This window comes from Bradyrhizobium sp. USDA 4353 (genome assembly GCF_054063215.1).
This window is the reverse complement of record NZ_JBSSGB010000001.1, coordinates 1,840,294-1,854,972: the sequence shown is the minus strand read 5'-3', so window position 1 is coordinate 1,854,972 and position 14,679 is coordinate 1,840,294. Positions and strand designations below refer to the sequence as shown.

14 protein-coding genes are annotated in these 14,679 nt (G+C 66.3%); 6 read left to right on the top strand and 8 right to left on the bottom strand.

Features of this window, described 5'->3' with window-relative positions:
- Positions 1 to 4: 4 nt before the first annotated feature.
- Complete coding sequence (locus ACVILH_RS08340; RefSeq protein WP_456716907.1) at positions 5 to 1,069, bottom strand: helix-turn-helix domain-containing protein; 1,065 nt, start codon at positions 1,067 to 1,069, stop codon at positions 5 to 7.
- Between the two features lie 140 nt (positions 1,070 to 1,209).
- Here ACVILH_RS08340 and ACVILH_RS08335 point away from each other — a divergent pair, with 140 nt between their 5' ends.
- Together ACVILH_RS08335 and ACVILH_RS08330 are read left to right on the top strand one after the other, a co-directional pair.
- Positions 1,210 to 2,127, top strand: a complete 918-nt coding sequence (locus ACVILH_RS08335) for a pirin family protein (protein WP_456712456.1) — start codon at positions 1,210 to 1,212, stop codon at positions 2,125 to 2,127.
- A gap of 39 nt (positions 2,128 to 2,166) precedes the next feature.
- Complete coding sequence (locus ACVILH_RS08330) at positions 2,167 to 3,081, top strand: phosphoribosylaminoimidazolesuccinocarboxamide synthase (RefSeq protein WP_456712455.1); 915 nt, start codon at positions 2,167 to 2,169, stop codon at positions 3,079 to 3,081.
- A 51-nt stretch (positions 3,082 to 3,132) separates the two neighbouring features.
- Here ACVILH_RS08330 and ubiB read toward each other — a convergent pair whose 3' ends face one another.
- The gene (ubiB, locus tag ACVILH_RS08325; RefSeq protein WP_456712454.1) at positions 3,133 to 4,707 is read right to left on the bottom strand and encodes a 2-polyprenylphenol 6-hydroxylase; all 1,575 of its coding nucleotides are present in this window, start codon (positions 4,705 to 4,707) and stop codon (positions 3,133 to 3,135) included.
- The gene (gene ubiE / locus ACVILH_RS08320; protein WP_456712453.1) at positions 4,704 to 5,465 is read right to left on the bottom strand and encodes a bifunctional demethylmenaquinone methyltransferase/2-methoxy-6-polyprenyl-1,4-benzoquinol methylase UbiE; all 762 of its coding nucleotides are present in this window, start codon (positions 5,463 to 5,465) and stop codon (positions 4,704 to 4,706) included. Before ubiE ends, ubiB begins: the two co-directional genes overlap by 4 nt.
- 105 nt (positions 5,466 to 5,570) lie before the next feature.
- Here ubiE and mutM point away from each other — a divergent pair, with 105 nt between their 5' ends.
- The gene (gene mutM, locus ACVILH_RS08315) at positions 5,571 to 6,452 is read left to right on the top strand and encodes a bifunctional DNA-formamidopyrimidine glycosylase/DNA-(apurinic or apyrimidinic site) lyase (RefSeq protein ID WP_456712452.1); all 882 of its coding nucleotides are present in this window, start codon (positions 5,571 to 5,573) and stop codon (positions 6,450 to 6,452) included.
- Positions 6,453 to 6,523: 71 nt separating this feature from the next.
- Entirely contained in the window at positions 6,524 to 7,009 is a 486-nt protein-coding gene (locus tag ACVILH_RS08310) for a Crp/Fnr family transcriptional regulator (protein WP_456712451.1), read from the top strand.
- Here the strand turns inward: ACVILH_RS08310 and ACVILH_RS08305 are convergent.
- From ACVILH_RS08305 to ACVILH_RS08295, 3 genes are all read right to left on the bottom strand, one after another.
- Entirely contained in the window at positions 7,006 to 7,752 is a 747-nt protein-coding gene (locus tag ACVILH_RS08305) for a nucleotide-binding protein (protein ID WP_456712450.1), read from the bottom strand. The two genes, ACVILH_RS08310 and ACVILH_RS08305, sit on opposite strands and share 4 nt — an antisense overlap.
- A gap of 360 nt (positions 7,753 to 8,112) precedes the next feature.
- The gene (locus tag ACVILH_RS08300) at positions 8,113 to 8,916 is read right to left on the bottom strand and encodes a nucleotide-binding protein (RefSeq protein WP_456712449.1); all 804 of its coding nucleotides are present in this window, start codon (positions 8,914 to 8,916) and stop codon (positions 8,113 to 8,115) included.
- Positions 8,917 to 9,361: 445 nt separating this feature from the next.
- On the bottom strand, positions 9,362 to 10,726 hold the full coding sequence (locus tag ACVILH_RS08295) for a serine protease (protein ID WP_456712448.1): 1,365 nt from the start codon (positions 10,724 to 10,726) through the stop codon (positions 9,362 to 9,364).
- Between the two features lie 141 nt (positions 10,727 to 10,867).
- On the opposite strand from ACVILH_RS08295, the gene ACVILH_RS08290 reads away from it, so the two are divergent.
- Positions 10,868 to 11,671 carry a HesA/MoeB/ThiF family protein gene (locus ACVILH_RS08290; protein ID WP_456712447.1) on the top strand — a complete coding sequence of 268 codons (804 nt, stop codon included), beginning with the start codon at positions 10,868 to 10,870 and terminating at the stop codon, positions 11,669 to 11,671.
- Positions 11,672 to 11,886: 215 nt separating this feature from the next.
- Here ACVILH_RS08290 and ACVILH_RS08285 read toward each other — a convergent pair whose 3' ends face one another.
- Positions 11,887 to 12,888, bottom strand: a complete 1,002-nt coding sequence (locus tag ACVILH_RS08285; protein ID WP_006608918.1) for a 2-hydroxyacid dehydrogenase — start codon at positions 12,886 to 12,888, stop codon at positions 11,887 to 11,889.
- 411 nt (positions 12,889 to 13,299) lie between these two features.
- Here ACVILH_RS08285 and ACVILH_RS08280 point away from each other — a divergent pair, with 411 nt between their 5' ends.
- Positions 13,300 to 13,767 (top strand): SH3 domain-containing protein, encoded by a 468-nt coding sequence (locus ACVILH_RS08280; protein WP_456716906.1) that lies wholly within the window; start codon positions 13,300 to 13,302, stop codon positions 13,765 to 13,767.
- A gap of 105 nt (positions 13,768 to 13,872) precedes the next feature.
- On the opposite strand, the gene irrA is transcribed toward ACVILH_RS08280, so the two are convergent.
- The gene (gene irrA, locus ACVILH_RS08275) at positions 13,873 to 14,346 is read right to left on the bottom strand and encodes an iron response transcriptional regulator IrrA (protein WP_035638612.1); all 474 of its coding nucleotides are present in this window, start codon (positions 14,344 to 14,346) and stop codon (positions 13,873 to 13,875) included.
- Positions 14,347 to 14,679 lie beyond the last annotated feature (333 nt).

Sequence of the window (14,679 nt, the reverse complement as noted above, 5' to 3'; positions counted from 1 at the left end):
AGCATCACGCCGCGGCCAGCCGCATGCGCCGGAACTCCGTCGGCGTCACGCCCGTCGCCGCCTTGAAGGCGCGGTTGAAGGGGCCAAGCGATTGGAAGCCGGCGTCCATCGCGATGGTGATCACGGGCACCTCGGCCTGGGCGGGATCGGCGAGCGCGGCCTTCGCTTCCTCGATGCGATAGTTGTTCAGGAAGGTGTTGAAGTTCCGGTAGCCGAGCTCGCCATTGATCAGCCGGCGCAGCCGGTATTCGGGAATGGCGAGCCTGGTCGCCAGCATGCCGATGGTGACGTTCTCCTGGCGGTAGATCCGCTCGTCGGCCATCAGCCGCATCAGCGCATCGACTAGCTTGCGGTTGGCAGAGGGCTCAGCCGCCGCGACAGGCGCTGGCACGCTCAGCGCGACACGCGGCGCCTCCGCAGCGAACACATCGGAGGCCCCGGCCTTGAGCAGCATCAGCGCGACCGCGCCGACAACGGCCAAGAACATCGCCGCGTTGACGACATTGGCGAGTTCCGACGGACCGCTGCCGGCCCCGAACATCTGCAGCAACGCGTTGACGCCGCCGCAACCAAGCGCCGCAATCACGACGAACGCGCGGACGCGCCGGCGGCCTTCGACCAGATCGGCCGACCAGGAGCGGATCGTCTGCGCCAGGGTCAGCCCGACGAAGCCGAGGGCCAGCAGATTGTTCGCGACGATGACGACGTTCGCATATCCGCTGGGCCCCAGCACGAGACAGCTCGTCAGGCTGAAGCCGACCACGACGAGCCAGATCAGGCCGTGCTGCCAGCGCAAACGAAAACCGTCATCGAACAGCGCGCGGCAGAACAGCCAGAGCACGACGACATCGGCTGTCGCGACCGCAATCAGCGGCGCGGTCAGCAGCGAGGGCGCCGTGGTGCCGCCGATGTTGAACGTCGCCGCATGCGCGGCCGAGCCGAGCGCCAGCGCGACCGCGAGCCGGCCGACCAACTGCTTGCCGAGATCGCGCCCCAACGACACCGCCAGCACGGCGAGCAGCGCGATGGCGGCGGCGCGGAGGGCGAGATCGAGGTGGTCGAGCGGCATCATCCCAAATCCATGGTCGGGGCCGGAACTCTAGGCCGGAGCTTCACGGCGTTCAAATCGCACGGAGACTGCGACCGCATGCCCTGCCCTCGCCTTTGCGAAGCTGCTAGGCTCAGCGCAACATATCTCAGGAGCGCCCCATGAGCTGGCAGCCATCGATCGATCCCGAATTCGGCGATCCCACCTCCTGCGATGCGCTGGAGCATGTCATCGTGCCGCGCACCCGCGATCTCGGCGACGGCTTCGCCGTGCGCCGCGCGCTGCCGCACGGCCGCAGGCAGATGGTCGGTCCGTTCATCTTCTTCGATCATTTCGGCCCGGTGCAGTTCGTCTCCGGCAAGGGCATGGACGTGCGGCCGCACCCGCATATCGGCCTGGCCACCGTCACCTATCTGTTCGACGGCGCCATCATGCATCGCGACAGCGAGGGCAACGTGCAGGAGATCCAGCCCGGCGCGATGAACCTGATGACCGCCGGCCGCGGCATCGCGCATTCCGAGCGCACGCCCGACCTGCAGCGGCAGAACGGCCAGCAGATGCTCGGCCTGCAGAGCTGGATCGCGCTCCCCGTCGAATCCGAGGAGATCGCGCCGAGCTTCCAGCACTACGCGGCCGGCGCGCTGCCGACCGTCAGCGACACCGGCTTCTCGGCGCGCATCATTGCCGGCAAGGCGTTCGGAAAAGCCTCGCCAGTGACGATGGTCTCGCCCTGGTTCTATGTCGAGGTGACGGCGCAGGTCGGCACCGTGGTGCCGCTCGATCCCGATCACGAGGAACGCGCGATCTACATCGTCGACGGCGAAATCGAAATCGCCCGCGAGCGCCACGAGGGGCCGCGGCTGCTGATTTTCCGCCCGGGCGACGCCATCAGCGTCCGCACGATCAAGCCGACCCGGATGATGTTCCTCGGCGGCGACGCGCTGGAGGGGCCGCGCCACGTCTGGTGGAATTTCGTCTCCTCCAGCAAGGAGCGCATCGAGCAGGCCAAGCAGGACTGGAAAACCGGCCGCTTCGCGGCCGTTCCGCAGGAGCACGAGTTCATTCCGCTGCCGGAATAGGCTATGGGGAGCAATTCTCTTTTTCGAAAGCACTGAACCATGACCACGCTTCTCGCCAGCAATCTGCCGCTCCCGAAGATCGGCCGCGGCAAGGTCCGCGACATCTATGCCGTCGGCGACGACCGCGTGCTGCTGCTGACCACCGACCGCATCTCGGCCTTCGACGTCGTGATGAACGAGATCATCCCGATGAAGGGCGCGGTGCTGACGCAGATCTCGGCCTACTGGTTCAACGCGCTCGAAGGCGTCGTGCATCATCACATGATCTCGGCAGATACCGATGCGATCATCGCCGAGGTGCCGGCGCTGGCGCCGCATCGCGAGGAGATCCTGGGGCGCGCGATGCTGTGCAAGCGCACCACCGTGTTTCCGATCGAGTGCGTGATCCGCGGCTATCTTTCCGGCTCGGCCTGGAAGGAATATGCCGCGAGCGGCACGCTCGCCGGTGAACAACTGCCTGCAGGGCTCGTCGAGAGCCAGAAGCTCGAGCCCGCGATCTTCAGCCCGGCGACCAAGGCCGAGACCGGCCACGACGAGAACATCACCATTAGCCGGATGCGCGAGGTGGTCGGCGACGACACGGCCTACACGCTCGAGAGCATGACCCGCGCGATCTATACGCTGGGCGAGACGCTCGCCCGCGAGCAGGGCATCATCATCGCCGATACCAAGTTCGAGTTCGGCCGCGACAAGGACGGCAACATCATCCTGATCGACGAGGTGATGACGCCGGATAGCTCGCGGTTCTGGGCTGTCGACGCCTACCAGCCGGGCCAGCCGCAGCCGAGCTTCGACAAGCAGCCGCTGCGTGACTATCTCGATTCCGAGCGCAAGGCCGGCCGCTGGAACGGCGAAGCCCCGCCCCCGCAGCTGCCTCGAAGCGTCGTCGATGCGACGAGCGAGCGTTATCTCGAGGCGTTCCGGCGGGTGACGGGGCGGGAGCTGAAGGTCTGAGGGCTGCTTGTTTGAATGTGCGGGCCGAGCTGGGCGCCCGACCCCATGAGGTCACAGCCTCAGCACGGCGAAGAGAATACCGATGAAGGTCAGCGCGATGACCCACAACGCGATGGCGCGCCAGCGGCTCTTCTTGCCCTCGGTGCGGCCCATGGCGGCGATGGTCTCGGGCGAGAGGCGGAGACCGTCGCGGGTCATGGTCTCCAGGTTCTCCAGCACGGCCGCAGCGCGCGCCGCGAGCACCGGCAAGGTGGACGTGATGCGGGCCAGCTCGCCGATGCCGGTGACGGCGCCCTCGATGCGGCCGAGCGGGCCGAGATTGCGCTCGATCCATTCGCGCACCACGGGGTCCGCGACCTTCCAGATATCGAGCTTGGGATCGAAGCCGCGCGCCACGCCCTCGACCACCACCATGGTCTTCTGCAGCAGGATCAGCTCCGGCCGTGTCCGCATGTCGAACAGGCCGGTGACCTCGAGCAGCAAGGTCAGCAGCTTGGCCATCGAGATCTCTTCGGCCGTGCGGTTGTGGATCGGCTCGCCGATGGCGCGGATGGCCTGCGCGAAATTCTCGACCGAATGATGCGGCGGCACGTAGCCGGCCTCGAAATGCACTTCGGCGACGCGGCGATAGTCGCGGGTGATGAAGCCGAGCAGGATCTCGGCCAGGAAGCGCCGCTCCTTCATGCCGAGCCGGCCCATGATGCCGAAATCGACCGCGACAAGCCGGCCCTCCTTGTCCAGGAACAGGTTGCCCGGATGCATGTCGGCGTGGAAGAAGCCGTCGCGCAACGCGTGGCGCAGAAAGCTCTGGATCACCTTGCGGCCGACATCGGGCAGATCGACATTGGCCTTCGCAAGGCGGGCGTGGTCGTTCAGCGCGATGCCGTCGATCCACTCCATGGTGAGCACGGTGTTGGCGGTGCGGTCCCAATCGACCGTGGGGACGCGGAAGTCCGGATCGTCCTTGATGTTCTCGGCCATCTCGGACAGCGCGGCGGCTTCCAGGCGCAGATCCATCTCCATCGCGACCGAGCGCGACATCGTGTTGATGACCTCGACCAGCCGCAGGCGACGCGCCTCCGACGAATGCGCCTCGGCCTTCTCGGCGACGAAGAAGAAGTCAGCGAGATCGCGGCGGAAGCGGGCCGAGACGTTCGGCCTGAGCACCTTCACCGCAACGGCGTGACGGACGCCGTCGCGCTCGACCTCGCCGCGATGCACCTGCGCGATCGAGGCGGCCGCGACCGGCGGGCCGAGCGAGGTGTACAATTGGCTGATCGGCCGCTCCAGCGCCGTGGAGATGACCGCCTCAGCCTCGGCCTGAGGGAACGGCGGCAGCCGGTCCTGCAAGGATTCGAGATCGCGCGCCATCACGACGCCGACGACATCCGGCCGCGTCGCCAGGAATTGGCCGAGCTTGAGATAGGCCGGTCCCATCCGCTCCAGCGCGCGCGACAGCCTGGGTCCAGACTTGGCGCCCGGCCGCTCGACAAGACGCGCCAGCTTCAGCGCGATCTGGCCGGGCGGCGGCGCGAGGCTCGGGTCGACGGCTCCGAACACGCCCTCGCGCGCGAACACCAGGGCGGCCCGGGCGAGCCGCGTGATATGAGTGAGTGCGGAGATCACAAACGCCAGCCGGAATGAAGCGCGACGATGCCGCCGGAGAGGGTCTGCCAGGACACGCGCGAGAAGCCAGCGGCCGAGATCATCTCGGCGAAGGCGCTGGGGCGCGGAAACTGGCGGATGGATTCGACGAGGTAGCGATAGGACTCGGCATCGCCGGTGACGGCACGGCCGAGTTGCGGGATCACGTTGAACGAAAACAGGTCATACAGCTTGTCGAGCCCGGGCACCTCGACGGTCGAGAACTCAAGGCACAGAAAGCGGCCGCCATGCTTGAGCACGCGATGGGCTTCCGCGAGGGCCAGCTCGATCTGCGGCACGTTGCGGATGCCGAAGGCGATCGTGTAGGCGTCGAAGGAGCGGTCGGGGAAGTCGAGCTTCTCCGCATTGCCTTCGACGAACGACACCTTGTCGTCGAGATATTGCTTCACCGCGCGCTGGCGGCCGACCTCGAGCATGTCGCCATTGATGTCGCACACCGTCGCATGGAAGCCGGCGCCGGCCTTCCTCGCCGCGCGGAAAGAGATATCGCCGGTGCCGCCGGCGACGTCGAGCAGCGCGAACGGCGCGTCGCTCTTCGGCGGGTTCAGCGTGTTGATCATGATGTCCTTCCAGACGCGGTGCAGCCCGCCGGACATCAGGTCGTTCATCAGGTCATAGCGGGAGGCCACGCTGTGAAACACGTCGTTCACCAGCGTCTGCTTCTCGCCCAGAGGCACGTCCCTGAAGCCGAAATGAGTGGTCTGGTCCGTCTGATCCATCACCCTTACTCCGATACGGCACCATAGCGCCGGTGCGGCCAAGGCGCTATCACGTCAGCCGGACAAGGTGAATGGTCGCCGCTGCAAAAGGTGAAATGAACTGGGATGCCTGAGCTGCCCGAAGTCGAGACCGTCCGGCGCGGCCTCCAGCCGGTCATGGAAGGGGCCGTCATCGTCACCGCCGAGGCCCGGCGCGGCGACCTCAGGTTTCCGTTCCAGCCGGATTTTGTGAAGCGCTTGAAGGGCCAGACCGTCAAGGGGCTCGGCCGGCGCGCCAAATATCTGCTGGCGGATCTCGGCTCCGGCGACGTGCTGCTGATGCATCTGGGCATGTCCGGCTCGTTCCGGGTGATCAAGCGCGATGCCGAGGAGACGCCGGGCGAGTTTCACTATCCGCGCGGCAAGGACAGCGTGCATGACCATGTCGTGTTTCACATGTCCTCCGGCGCCGACATCGTCTTCAACGACCCGCGCCGCTTCGGCTTCATGAAGATCATCTGCCGCGGCGAGATCGAGAGCGAGCCGCATCTGAAGGGTCTCGGGCCGGAGCCGCTCGGCAACGAATTCGACGCCGCGATGCTGGCGCGCGCCTGCGCGGGCAAGAAGACCAGCCTGAAGGCGGCGCTGCTCGACCAGCGCGTCGTTGCCGGGCTCGGCAACATCTATGTCTGCGAGGCGCTGTTCCGCGCACATCTGTCGCCGCGCCGCCTGGCCGCGACGCTCGCGACCAAGAAGGGCGAGCCGACCGATCACGCCAAACGCCTCGTCGACGCCATCCACACCGTGCTCAATGAGGCGATCCGCGCCGGCGGCTCGTCGCTGCGCGATCATCGCCAGACCACCGGCGAGCTCGGCTATTTCCAGCATTCGTTTCAGGTCTACGATCGCGAGGGCGAGCCGTGCCGGACGGATGGGTGCGAGGGCGTGGTGAAGCGCTTCGTGCAGAACGGGCGCTCGACATTCTGGTGCCCAAAGTGCCAGAGGTGACATGACGGCTTGAACGCGCGCCCCACCTGCCGTGCGCTTGTAGGGGCCGGTTGCGGGCGTATACTCGCGCCATGGCTGTCAGCTCGCCCGACCTGAAAGCATTTCTGCTCGCCACGCCGTTCTTCGGCGGCCTGTCGGACGCGAGCCTCGATCGGCTTGTTGCGATGCTGGCCGAGCGTCGCTTCGAGGCGGGCGCCAGCGTCGTTGCCGAGGGCGAGCCGGGACGCTCGATGTTCGTGGTCCATAGCGGCACGCTGGAGGTCAGCGAGCGTCTGCCGACGGGCGGAGTAATTCACATGTCGACTCTCGAGCCCGGCGATTTTTTCGGCGAGATGACGTTGCTGGAGATGCAGAACAGGTCGGCGACGGTGGTCGCGCAGACTCCAACGGTCTTGTACGAGCTGACGGCGCGCGAGCTCTATGCGTTCTACAAGTCCGACATCCAGGCCTATGTGCTGGTGATGCAGAACATCAATCGCGAGCTGTGCCGCCGCCTGCGCCGCGCCGACGCGCGCATCAAGACGCTGGAGATGCGCGAGGGTGGTGCGCGAGCCTAGAGGCAGGCATCCCAAGACAGCGTCGGCTCGCTCGGCAGAGCTGCCGCAGTGGTTGCCAGCAAAGCGCGGGCTTCGACATCGGCGTGATGCGGCGCATGGACCGTATCCTCGTGCGGCAGGCGCTGCGCGACCCATTGCCACAGCAGGCGGATTTCGTCGGCCGATTTTCCGCTCACATGAAATTCGGTCACGCTGCGTCCGGCGGCGAGCGCGTCCTGATGATCATTCCGCAGAGTGATCAGCGGCGTCGCGATCATCTCGGCCACGTCCCGGTCGTCCTGGATCAGCGCGCGGGCAGCATCGCTCGCACGCGGGCCGCGATGCGGCGCCTGGTTGAGCACGAAGGCGAGCCGCCGCCGGCTGTTGCGAATGATCCTCACGGTCGGCGCCGAAGCCACGATGTCGGCAACGCACGGTCGCGAGGGCACCAGGCAGAGATCGGCATGCTCGATCGCCGCGCGCGTCAGCGCATTGATGCCGCTCGACGTGTCGATCACAGCCAATGTAACGCCGCCGCGCGCCAGCGCGTCGAGACGGCGGCCGATGTCGGCGGGCGCATGGATCGGTTCGACGAAGGGCTCCGCCAGCCCGCGCCGGCTCTGCCAATAGGACAGCGTCCCCTGCGGGTCGGTCTCGATCAGGCGCACGCTCTCGCCGGCCTGCTGAGCCGCGACTGCAAGACCCATCGCCAGCGTGCTCTTGCCGCTGCCGCCCTTCTGCGTGGCCAAGACGATCGTGCGCATCCTGCATTCCCTTGCGCGTCCGCAAAAGCCATCTGCAGACCACCGCAACGGAAGCACCGTTCGAACGGTCGGCAGCGCTTGCTGCTGAGCGCTCGCCTTTGAGCGGATCGATTCGAATGACGTCGCTCGAATCGCAAGCTTTTACGTCCCGCCTGAATTATGACACTCACGTGACAATTGTAAATGTCAGATGGCGGGCGTAGCGACGCAAAGTTGATAGTTGTGTCAAATGGGCCGTATCAGTCCGGCCATTGCTGATGACGACGCGTAACGAATACGGCCGCTCGTTTGGCGAGCGGCCGTATCAGAAAAGCAAATGATGTGCGGGCTACGAATGCGCCGGCGGCTCGCAGGCGAGCCTCACAACCCGGCTTTCCAGTTGATGCCGTTGTCAGCCCATGTCGGGTAGACCCGGGTCACTGGCAGCTTCGGCTCCTCCGGCTGCGGCGTCAGCATGATCGGGAATTCGACCTCGACGTGCTCGCTGGCGTCCTTCAGCTCGCCCGCCTCGTGCATGACGTGATCGCCGGCGAGCTTGCCCGCGGTCCAGCGCCACAGGCTCTTGATCTCCTGCGCCGACTTGCCGTCGCCGTCGAACTCGGTGACGCCAAGTCCGGCGGCGAGCGCGTCTTGGTGGTCGTTGCGCATCATGATGAAGGGCTGCGCCAGCACCTCGGCGATGTCGCGCGGCGCGTCAGCGTCCAGCGCCGTGGTCGCGTCGGTGATGCGGTGGCCGCCGCGGATCGGCGCCTGGTTGAGCACGAAGGCGAACGGCTTGCGCCAAGCTCTCACCACGCTGAGCGTCGGCGCCGTGGCCTCGATGTCGGCGACGCTCGGCCGCGCGGGAATCAGACAGAGATCGCAATAGCGGATCGCAGCGGTGGTCGAAGCGGTGATGCCGGCGCCGGTGTCGATCACGCAGACGGTCACGCCGTCACGCTGCAGCGCCTCGAGGCGCGGCTCGATCATCTTCGCATCGTAGACGGCTTCGACGATCGGCTCGCCGGCGGCGCGGCGCGCCTGCCATTTCGTCAGCGTGCCCTGGCGGTCGGTTTCGATCACGCGCACTCTGTGGCCGGCCTGCTGGGCCGCCACGGCGAGACCGATGGCGAGCGTGCTCTTGCCGCTGCCGCCCTTCTGCGTGGCCAAAACGATCGTGTACATCGGGAGACAGTCCTTCGGATGTTGACGGAACTTATGAGAACGCCAAAGCTGAGGTGCATCGCGATCGCGATACGGAGCTATTCTCGCTCAGGACAGTCCCGGCCCGATCCTGCTCACATGGAGGGATCGCGGTGGTCCGAATCAGCACGCCGACAAAACTGTTCGAACTATCTCATGTCCGGCCCGCGATTGGACAGACCGGTTGACTACGGCGGGAGCCGTTCCGAGTTGATAGCAAGGTGCTAGGAAGAGAGCGGCACGCAAGCCGCGGAGGAGCGCTCGGCATCGTCGCGCATCGTCACGCGCAGTCGCGATGCTGCACCTGAGATCCCCGATGGCCGCCGTTGGGCCCTTAATTTTTTCTAAAAGGACATGCTTAATTTTGCGTAAACACCTGCCGCGTTGCGGGGAGCGGCCGGGTGGAGGCGCGACGTTCGCGGCGATGCTATTTGCGCACGCAGATGACGCGCACGGTGGCCGCCTTGGCGTCGAGCGAGGTCCCGTCGGGCTTGACGCCGTTCGCCGCAAGGAATGCACGTGTGTTTTCAGCGCTGATCATGACGACCTGAGACGACGGCACGAAGGCGGCACCGGCGAGCACGCCGGGCTTGAGCAGCGTGACGCCGACGAACTTGCCGTCGCCGTCGAGCGCGGCCGCGCCGGAGAAGCCGAGACCGGGTGCCGGCGCCAGCGACACCTCGCTGCCGCCATTGCCGGTGAGCTGCGCCTTGACGGTGCTGATCGCGGCACCGCCGCCCTGGCTCTGCGGATCGGCGATGCCGACGATGTCGACCGAGGATTTCGCGACGCCGCCAGACAGCGCCAGCGGCTTGAGACCGCGCGCGCCATAGATGCGCAGCAGCGCCAGCCCGCGCTCCTTGTCCTCGGTAATGCGCTCGGCATGGCCGAAGCCGGGAATGGTGATGGCAACGCAGCCATCGGTCACCTCCCGATCGGCGATGACGGCGCCGTCCTGGCTCACGACGATGCCGGTGCCGTAATCGACGCTGCGCCGCGGCGCCGGCTGGGCGGCGAGCGCCGCCGCCGGAAACGCGGTGAAGGCGCTGGACATCGCGATCACCACCGGCTCGACCGTGTTCTCGGTGGCCTGGTCGTAGAGGATGGTGAGGATGCGCACCTCGTCGCCCTTGAAGGTGCCGCGGATGTAGAACTTCTTCAGGTTCTGCAGGCCTGACAGCACGAAGAAGTCGGGCTTCACGACGCTGTAGTCGACGGTGCGGCCCGGCTCCTTCTTCTCGCGGTCGGCGAGCGCCGCCGTGGTCGGGTTGGCCTCCTTGCGCCGTGCCAGCACGACCTGCACGGTGCCGGTGGGCGAGGTCCATCTTGAGCCGTTGGCATCGGTGGTCTGCTGCGGCACCAGCTTGGTCGGAATCCCTAAGCGCGCGCCGCTGGTCGGCTCGGTCACGAGCTTCCAGCCGACGCCCTCCTGCTTGCGGCGGGCGGTGTCGGCGAGCTGGCTGCGCTCCTGCGGATTGAGCACGCCGGTCGGCTTGCCGCCCTTGAGCTTCTGGTACTCCTTGATCGCATTGACCATGCGCTCGCTGACATCGCCGGTGATGGCGCCGTTGTACTGGCCGACCCAGGCGAGGTCTGACTGCAGCGACAGCCGCTCGGCCTGGCTCATCCCGTTGGCGGTGTCGGCCGGGGCCTGCACGCTGGGCCGCACGGCCTGGGTGGTCACGGGTTTCGGCTTGGCGCCCGGCAACACGCCCTGTGTCGGCATGGGCGTCTGTGCCTGTGCCGACGCGGCGATTGCGCAGATGAAGGTTGCCGTGGCCAGCCGTCTCATGACAAATCCCGCTGCTCTTGCCGCTGCCGTAAATAAGCACATCTGCTTGGTCGGTCACAATCCGGCAGGGGTTCAGTGGGGAGATCTGCCGTCTGCATCGCCGGCTGACCGCGATCCGGCAACGGAAGGATATTTGTATCGATGCTGAGCGATGAGGAAGTCGAGCGCTATGCGCGCCATATCGTGCTGCGCGATGTCGGTGGTCCCGGTCAGGCGGCGCTGAAGCGTGCCAAGGTGCTGGTGATCGGCGCGGGCGGGCTCGGCGCACCGGCGCTGATGTATCTCGCCGCCGCCGGTGTCGGCACGATCGGCGTGGTCGACGACGACGTGGTGTCGCTGTCGAACTTGCAGCGGCAGGTCATTCACACGACGCCAGACATCGGCAGGCCCAAGGTCGACAGCGCGGCCGAGCGCATCAACGCGCTCAATCCGCATGTCACGGTCGTCGCGCACCGGACCTGGCTCAATGCGGACAATGCGCTGGCGCTGATCGGCGGCTACGATCTCGTGCTCGACGGCTCCGACAATTTCGACACGCGCTATCTCGCCTCCGATGCCTGCTTCCTGGCCGGCAAGCCGCTGATATCAGGGGCGCTCGGCACCTTCGACGCCTCGCTGACGACGATCCGCGCGCATGAGCGGAACGACAAGGGCGAGCTCAATCCGACCTATCGCTGCCTGTTCCCGGAGCCGCCGCCGCCCGGCACCGTGCCGGCCTGCGCCGAAGCCGGCGTCATGGGCGCGTTGGCCGGCATGCTCGGCTCGATGATGGCGCTGGAGGCCATCCGCGAGATCGTCGGCTTCGGCGAGGGCTTGGTCGGGCGGCTGCTGATGCTGGACGCTCGCACCATGCGCTTCGAGACGCTGCGTTATGGCCGCGATCCCGCGAACCCGCTTAATGGCGATGGGCCGGTGATCGCGGATCTGAGCGCGCATCGGAAGTGACGGGCGAGTAAGCCTTGAGGCCCGCTACACACTCCCTCGTCATCCGGACAAGACCGGCGACGCAACGCGTCGTCGGGCGCCGATCCGGGATCTAGACTCCGCAGCAGTGGTGATGGGCAAAAGGCCAATGACCAGCGTGCCTCAAACCGCTCCCTGGGGGTATGGGTCCCGGCTCAAGGCCGGGACGACACCAATGATGTGGCCGGCCGCTCGGCCTACAGCATGCTCGGCAGCACGCGGTCCGGCGGGCGGTGGTTGTCGAGGAAGGTCTTGATGTTGATGATGACCTTCTCGCCCATCTCGACGCGGCCCTCGATGGTCGCCGAGCCCATATGCGGCAGCAAGGTCACCTTGCCGGCTTTCGCCAGGCGCACCAGGCGCGGGTTGACCGCGGGCTCGTGCTCGAACACGTCGAGGCCGGCGCCGGCAATGTCGCCGGCTTCGACCAGCCGCGTCAGCGTCTCCTCGTCGATCACCTCGCCGCGTGCGGTGTTGACGATATAGGCGTCCTTGCGGATCAGCTTGAGACGGCGCGCCGACAGCAGATGGAACGTCGCCGGCGTGTGCGGACAGTTCACCGAGATGATGTCCATGCGCGCCAGCATCTGGTCGAGGCTCTCCCAATAGGTGGCGCCGAGCTCATCGGCGATGACGGGAGCGACCGGGCGGCGGTTGTGATAGTGGATCTGCAGCCCGAAGGCGCGAGCGCGGCGCGCCACGGCCTGGCCGATGCGGCCCATGCCGATGATGCCCAGGCGTTTGCCGCCGATGCGGTGGCCGAGCATCCAGGTCGGCGACCAGCCCGCCCAGTTCTTGCCCTCGGTGAGCACCGAGGCGCCTTCGATCAGCCGCCGCGGGACGGCGAGGATCAGCGCCATGGTCATGTCGGCGGTGTCCTCAGTGAGGACCTTCGGCGTGTTGGTGACGGTGATGCCGCGCGCGACCGCCGCGGCGACGTCGATGTTGTCGACGCCGTTGCCGAAGTTCGCGATCATGCGCAGCTTGCAGTCGGGCTGATTGAGAATGTCCGCGCTGATATGGTCGGTGACGGTCGGAACCAGCACCTCGGCGGTGCGCACGGCGTCGGCGAGTTGCTCCTGGCTCATCGGCTCGTCATCGAGATTGAGTCGCGCGTCGAACAGCTCGCGCATGCGGGTCTCGACCGAGTCCGGCAGCTTGCGTGTCACCACGACGAGGGGCTTTTTCCTACCTGACATGTGCTGCTCTCATGAGATCCTTCAGACCTCATTAACCGGGTTCGCCGAAACTACCGTCGTCGCCTGAGAAGGGCGTGTCCCTGGATTGGTCGTGTCGGATCTCGCAGTTCGCCGATCCGTCCCTGACAGGGGTTCGCGAGCGATTCTCAGGCGCTTCCTGGCCGCTTGTGTTCGGTCCTGTCTAGCAGAAGGCCGGGCCAAGACAAGAAGCGAACGGCGGGTCAGGAACCTGCGCTGCGGCAAGCCCTCTCTGTGCACGAAGGGGGGCAGCCCGGCGGTTCGATGGGGATCGGGCGAAGGGGTCGCACGCAGCGAAGGCGGCGTTCCCTGACGAGGGAGAGTGAGTTGAGTTCAGTTGCGTTGGGGCGTTTCGGTGCGGTCGCGGTTCTCGTGGTTACTCTGTTCGACGTCATGGTCGGCGGCGCAGCAGCAAAGGATTCGGCGCTCACCACCAGCGGCCTGCCGGTGCCGCGCTATGTCAGCCTGAAATCCGATCATGTGAACGTCCGCGCCGGTCCGACCAAGGACAACGACGTGGCCTGGGTCTATACGCGCTCCGGCCTGCCGGTCGAGATCACCGCGGAATATGAGAACTGGCGCCGCGTGCGCGATTCCGAGGGCTCCGAAGGCTGGGTCTATCACTCGCTGCTGTCCGGCCGCCGCACCGCTGTCGTGACGATGAAAAACAAGGACGAGCTCGCCCCGATCTATGACAGCGCCGATGCGACGAGCGCGGTGACCGCGCGGCTGCAGGCCGGTGTCGTCGCGACGGTGAAGAAGTGCGGCAATGGCTGGTGCCGGGTGCTCGGCAACGGCTTCGAGGGCTGGATCCAGCAGCAGCGGCTGTGGGGCGTCTATGCCGACGAGCAGGTGAACTGACGCATTTGGCAGGCCGGCTCCGCCGGCCGCCGTTTCGGCATCATCCCGACATGAAAAAGCCCGCGGCGAACGCGGGCTTGGTTGTCTGGAGAAGGACTGCTGAGCTCAGCGCTTCTTGCGCAGCCGGACCACCATGTCGATCCGCGCGATCTCGTAGCCTTCCGGCGCCTCCGGCAGCTTCGACAGCGCCAGATGCTGGTCCGGAATGTCCACCAGCTCGTGATTGTTCTCGAGATAGAAGTGGTGGTGGGCGGTGACGTTGGTATCGAAATAGGTCTTGGTGCCGTCGACGCTGACCTGGCGCAGCAGGCCGGCATCGGTCAGCTGGTTCAGCGTATTGTAGACGGTCGCCAGCGACACCGGAACCTTGGCCAGCGTCGCTTCCTCGTACAGCATTTCCGCCGTCAGATGCCGCGCGCCCTTGCCGAACAGCAGCCAGCCCAGCGCCATGCGCTGGCGCGTCGGCCGCAAGCCCGCCGTCTGCAGCATTTCATTGACGTCGTGCCACGGGCAGCCGTTGAGCGCGGGCTGCCGACCCGTTCCCAGCCCATCCGGACCGGCCCGATCGTGACCACTCATCGAAGCGTTGTTGCTGGCGTCCACGTCATGCACCGAAAAATTCACATCGACCAGTTTCGATATAGGAAGAAACCCGCTCAGATGCAAGCTTATCGCAACTACCCTGTCTAGAACGACCCTAAACTGCAGCTGTTGCCCGGCGCGGTTGCGCGCCCGGGCCACGCGTCGATTTAGCTGGATACGCGCATTGACGCGGCAATCCCCTATGTTAGAGAGCGCGCGGACCCGATTTGACCTGCCGTGGCGGGCACGGCTGGCCGTGATGGCCGTTGGTGCCGTCGAACTGCCTGGCATGGGGCGCTGGCCAGTCGACGGTATGGCCGGACGGCGAAG

Excerpts from the sequence above, each read along its gene's own strand:
- ACVILH_RS08340 (WP_456716907.1), bottom strand. The coding sequence starts at position 1,069 with ATGCCGCTCGACCACCTCGATCTCGCCCTCCGCGCCGCCGCCATCGCG.
- ACVILH_RS08335 (WP_456712456.1), top strand. The coding sequence starts at position 1,210 with ATGAGCTGGCAGCCATCGATCGATCCCGAATTCGGCGATCCCACCTCC.
- ACVILH_RS08330 (WP_456712455.1), top strand. The coding sequence starts at position 2,167 with ATGACCACGCTTCTCGCCAGCAATCTGCCGCTCCCGAAGATCGGCCGC.
- ubiE (WP_456712453.1), bottom strand. The coding sequence starts at position 5,465 with ATGGATCAGACGGACCAGACCACTCATTTCGGCTTCAGGGACGTGCCT.
- mutM (WP_456712452.1), top strand. The coding sequence starts at position 5,571 with ATGCCTGAGCTGCCCGAAGTCGAGACCGTCCGGCGCGGCCTCCAGCCG.
- ACVILH_RS08310 (WP_456712451.1), top strand. The coding sequence starts at position 6,524 with ATGGCTGTCAGCTCGCCCGACCTGAAAGCATTTCTGCTCGCCACGCCG.
- ACVILH_RS08305 (WP_456712450.1), bottom strand. The coding sequence starts at position 7,752 with ATGCGCACGATCGTCTTGGCCACGCAGAAGGGCGGCAGCGGCAAGAGC.
- ACVILH_RS08300 (WP_456712449.1), bottom strand. The coding sequence starts at position 8,916 with ATGTACACGATCGTTTTGGCCACGCAGAAGGGCGGCAGCGGCAAGAGC.
- ACVILH_RS08295 (WP_456712448.1), bottom strand. The coding sequence starts at position 10,726 with ATGAGACGGCTGGCCACGGCAACCTTCATCTGCGCAATCGCCGCGTCG.
- ACVILH_RS08290 (WP_456712447.1), top strand. The coding sequence starts at position 10,868 with ATGCTGAGCGATGAGGAAGTCGAGCGCTATGCGCGCCATATCGTGCTG.
- ACVILH_RS08285 (WP_006608918.1), bottom strand. The coding sequence starts at position 12,888 with ATGTCAGGTAGGAAAAAGCCCCTCGTCGTGGTGACACGCAAGCTGCCG.
- ACVILH_RS08280 (WP_456716906.1), top strand. The coding sequence starts at position 13,300 with ATGGTCGGCGGCGCAGCAGCAAAGGATTCGGCGCTCACCACCAGCGGC.
- irrA (WP_035638612.1), bottom strand. The coding sequence starts at position 14,346 with ATGAGTGGTCACGATCGGGCCGGTCCGGATGGGCTGGGAACGGGTCGG.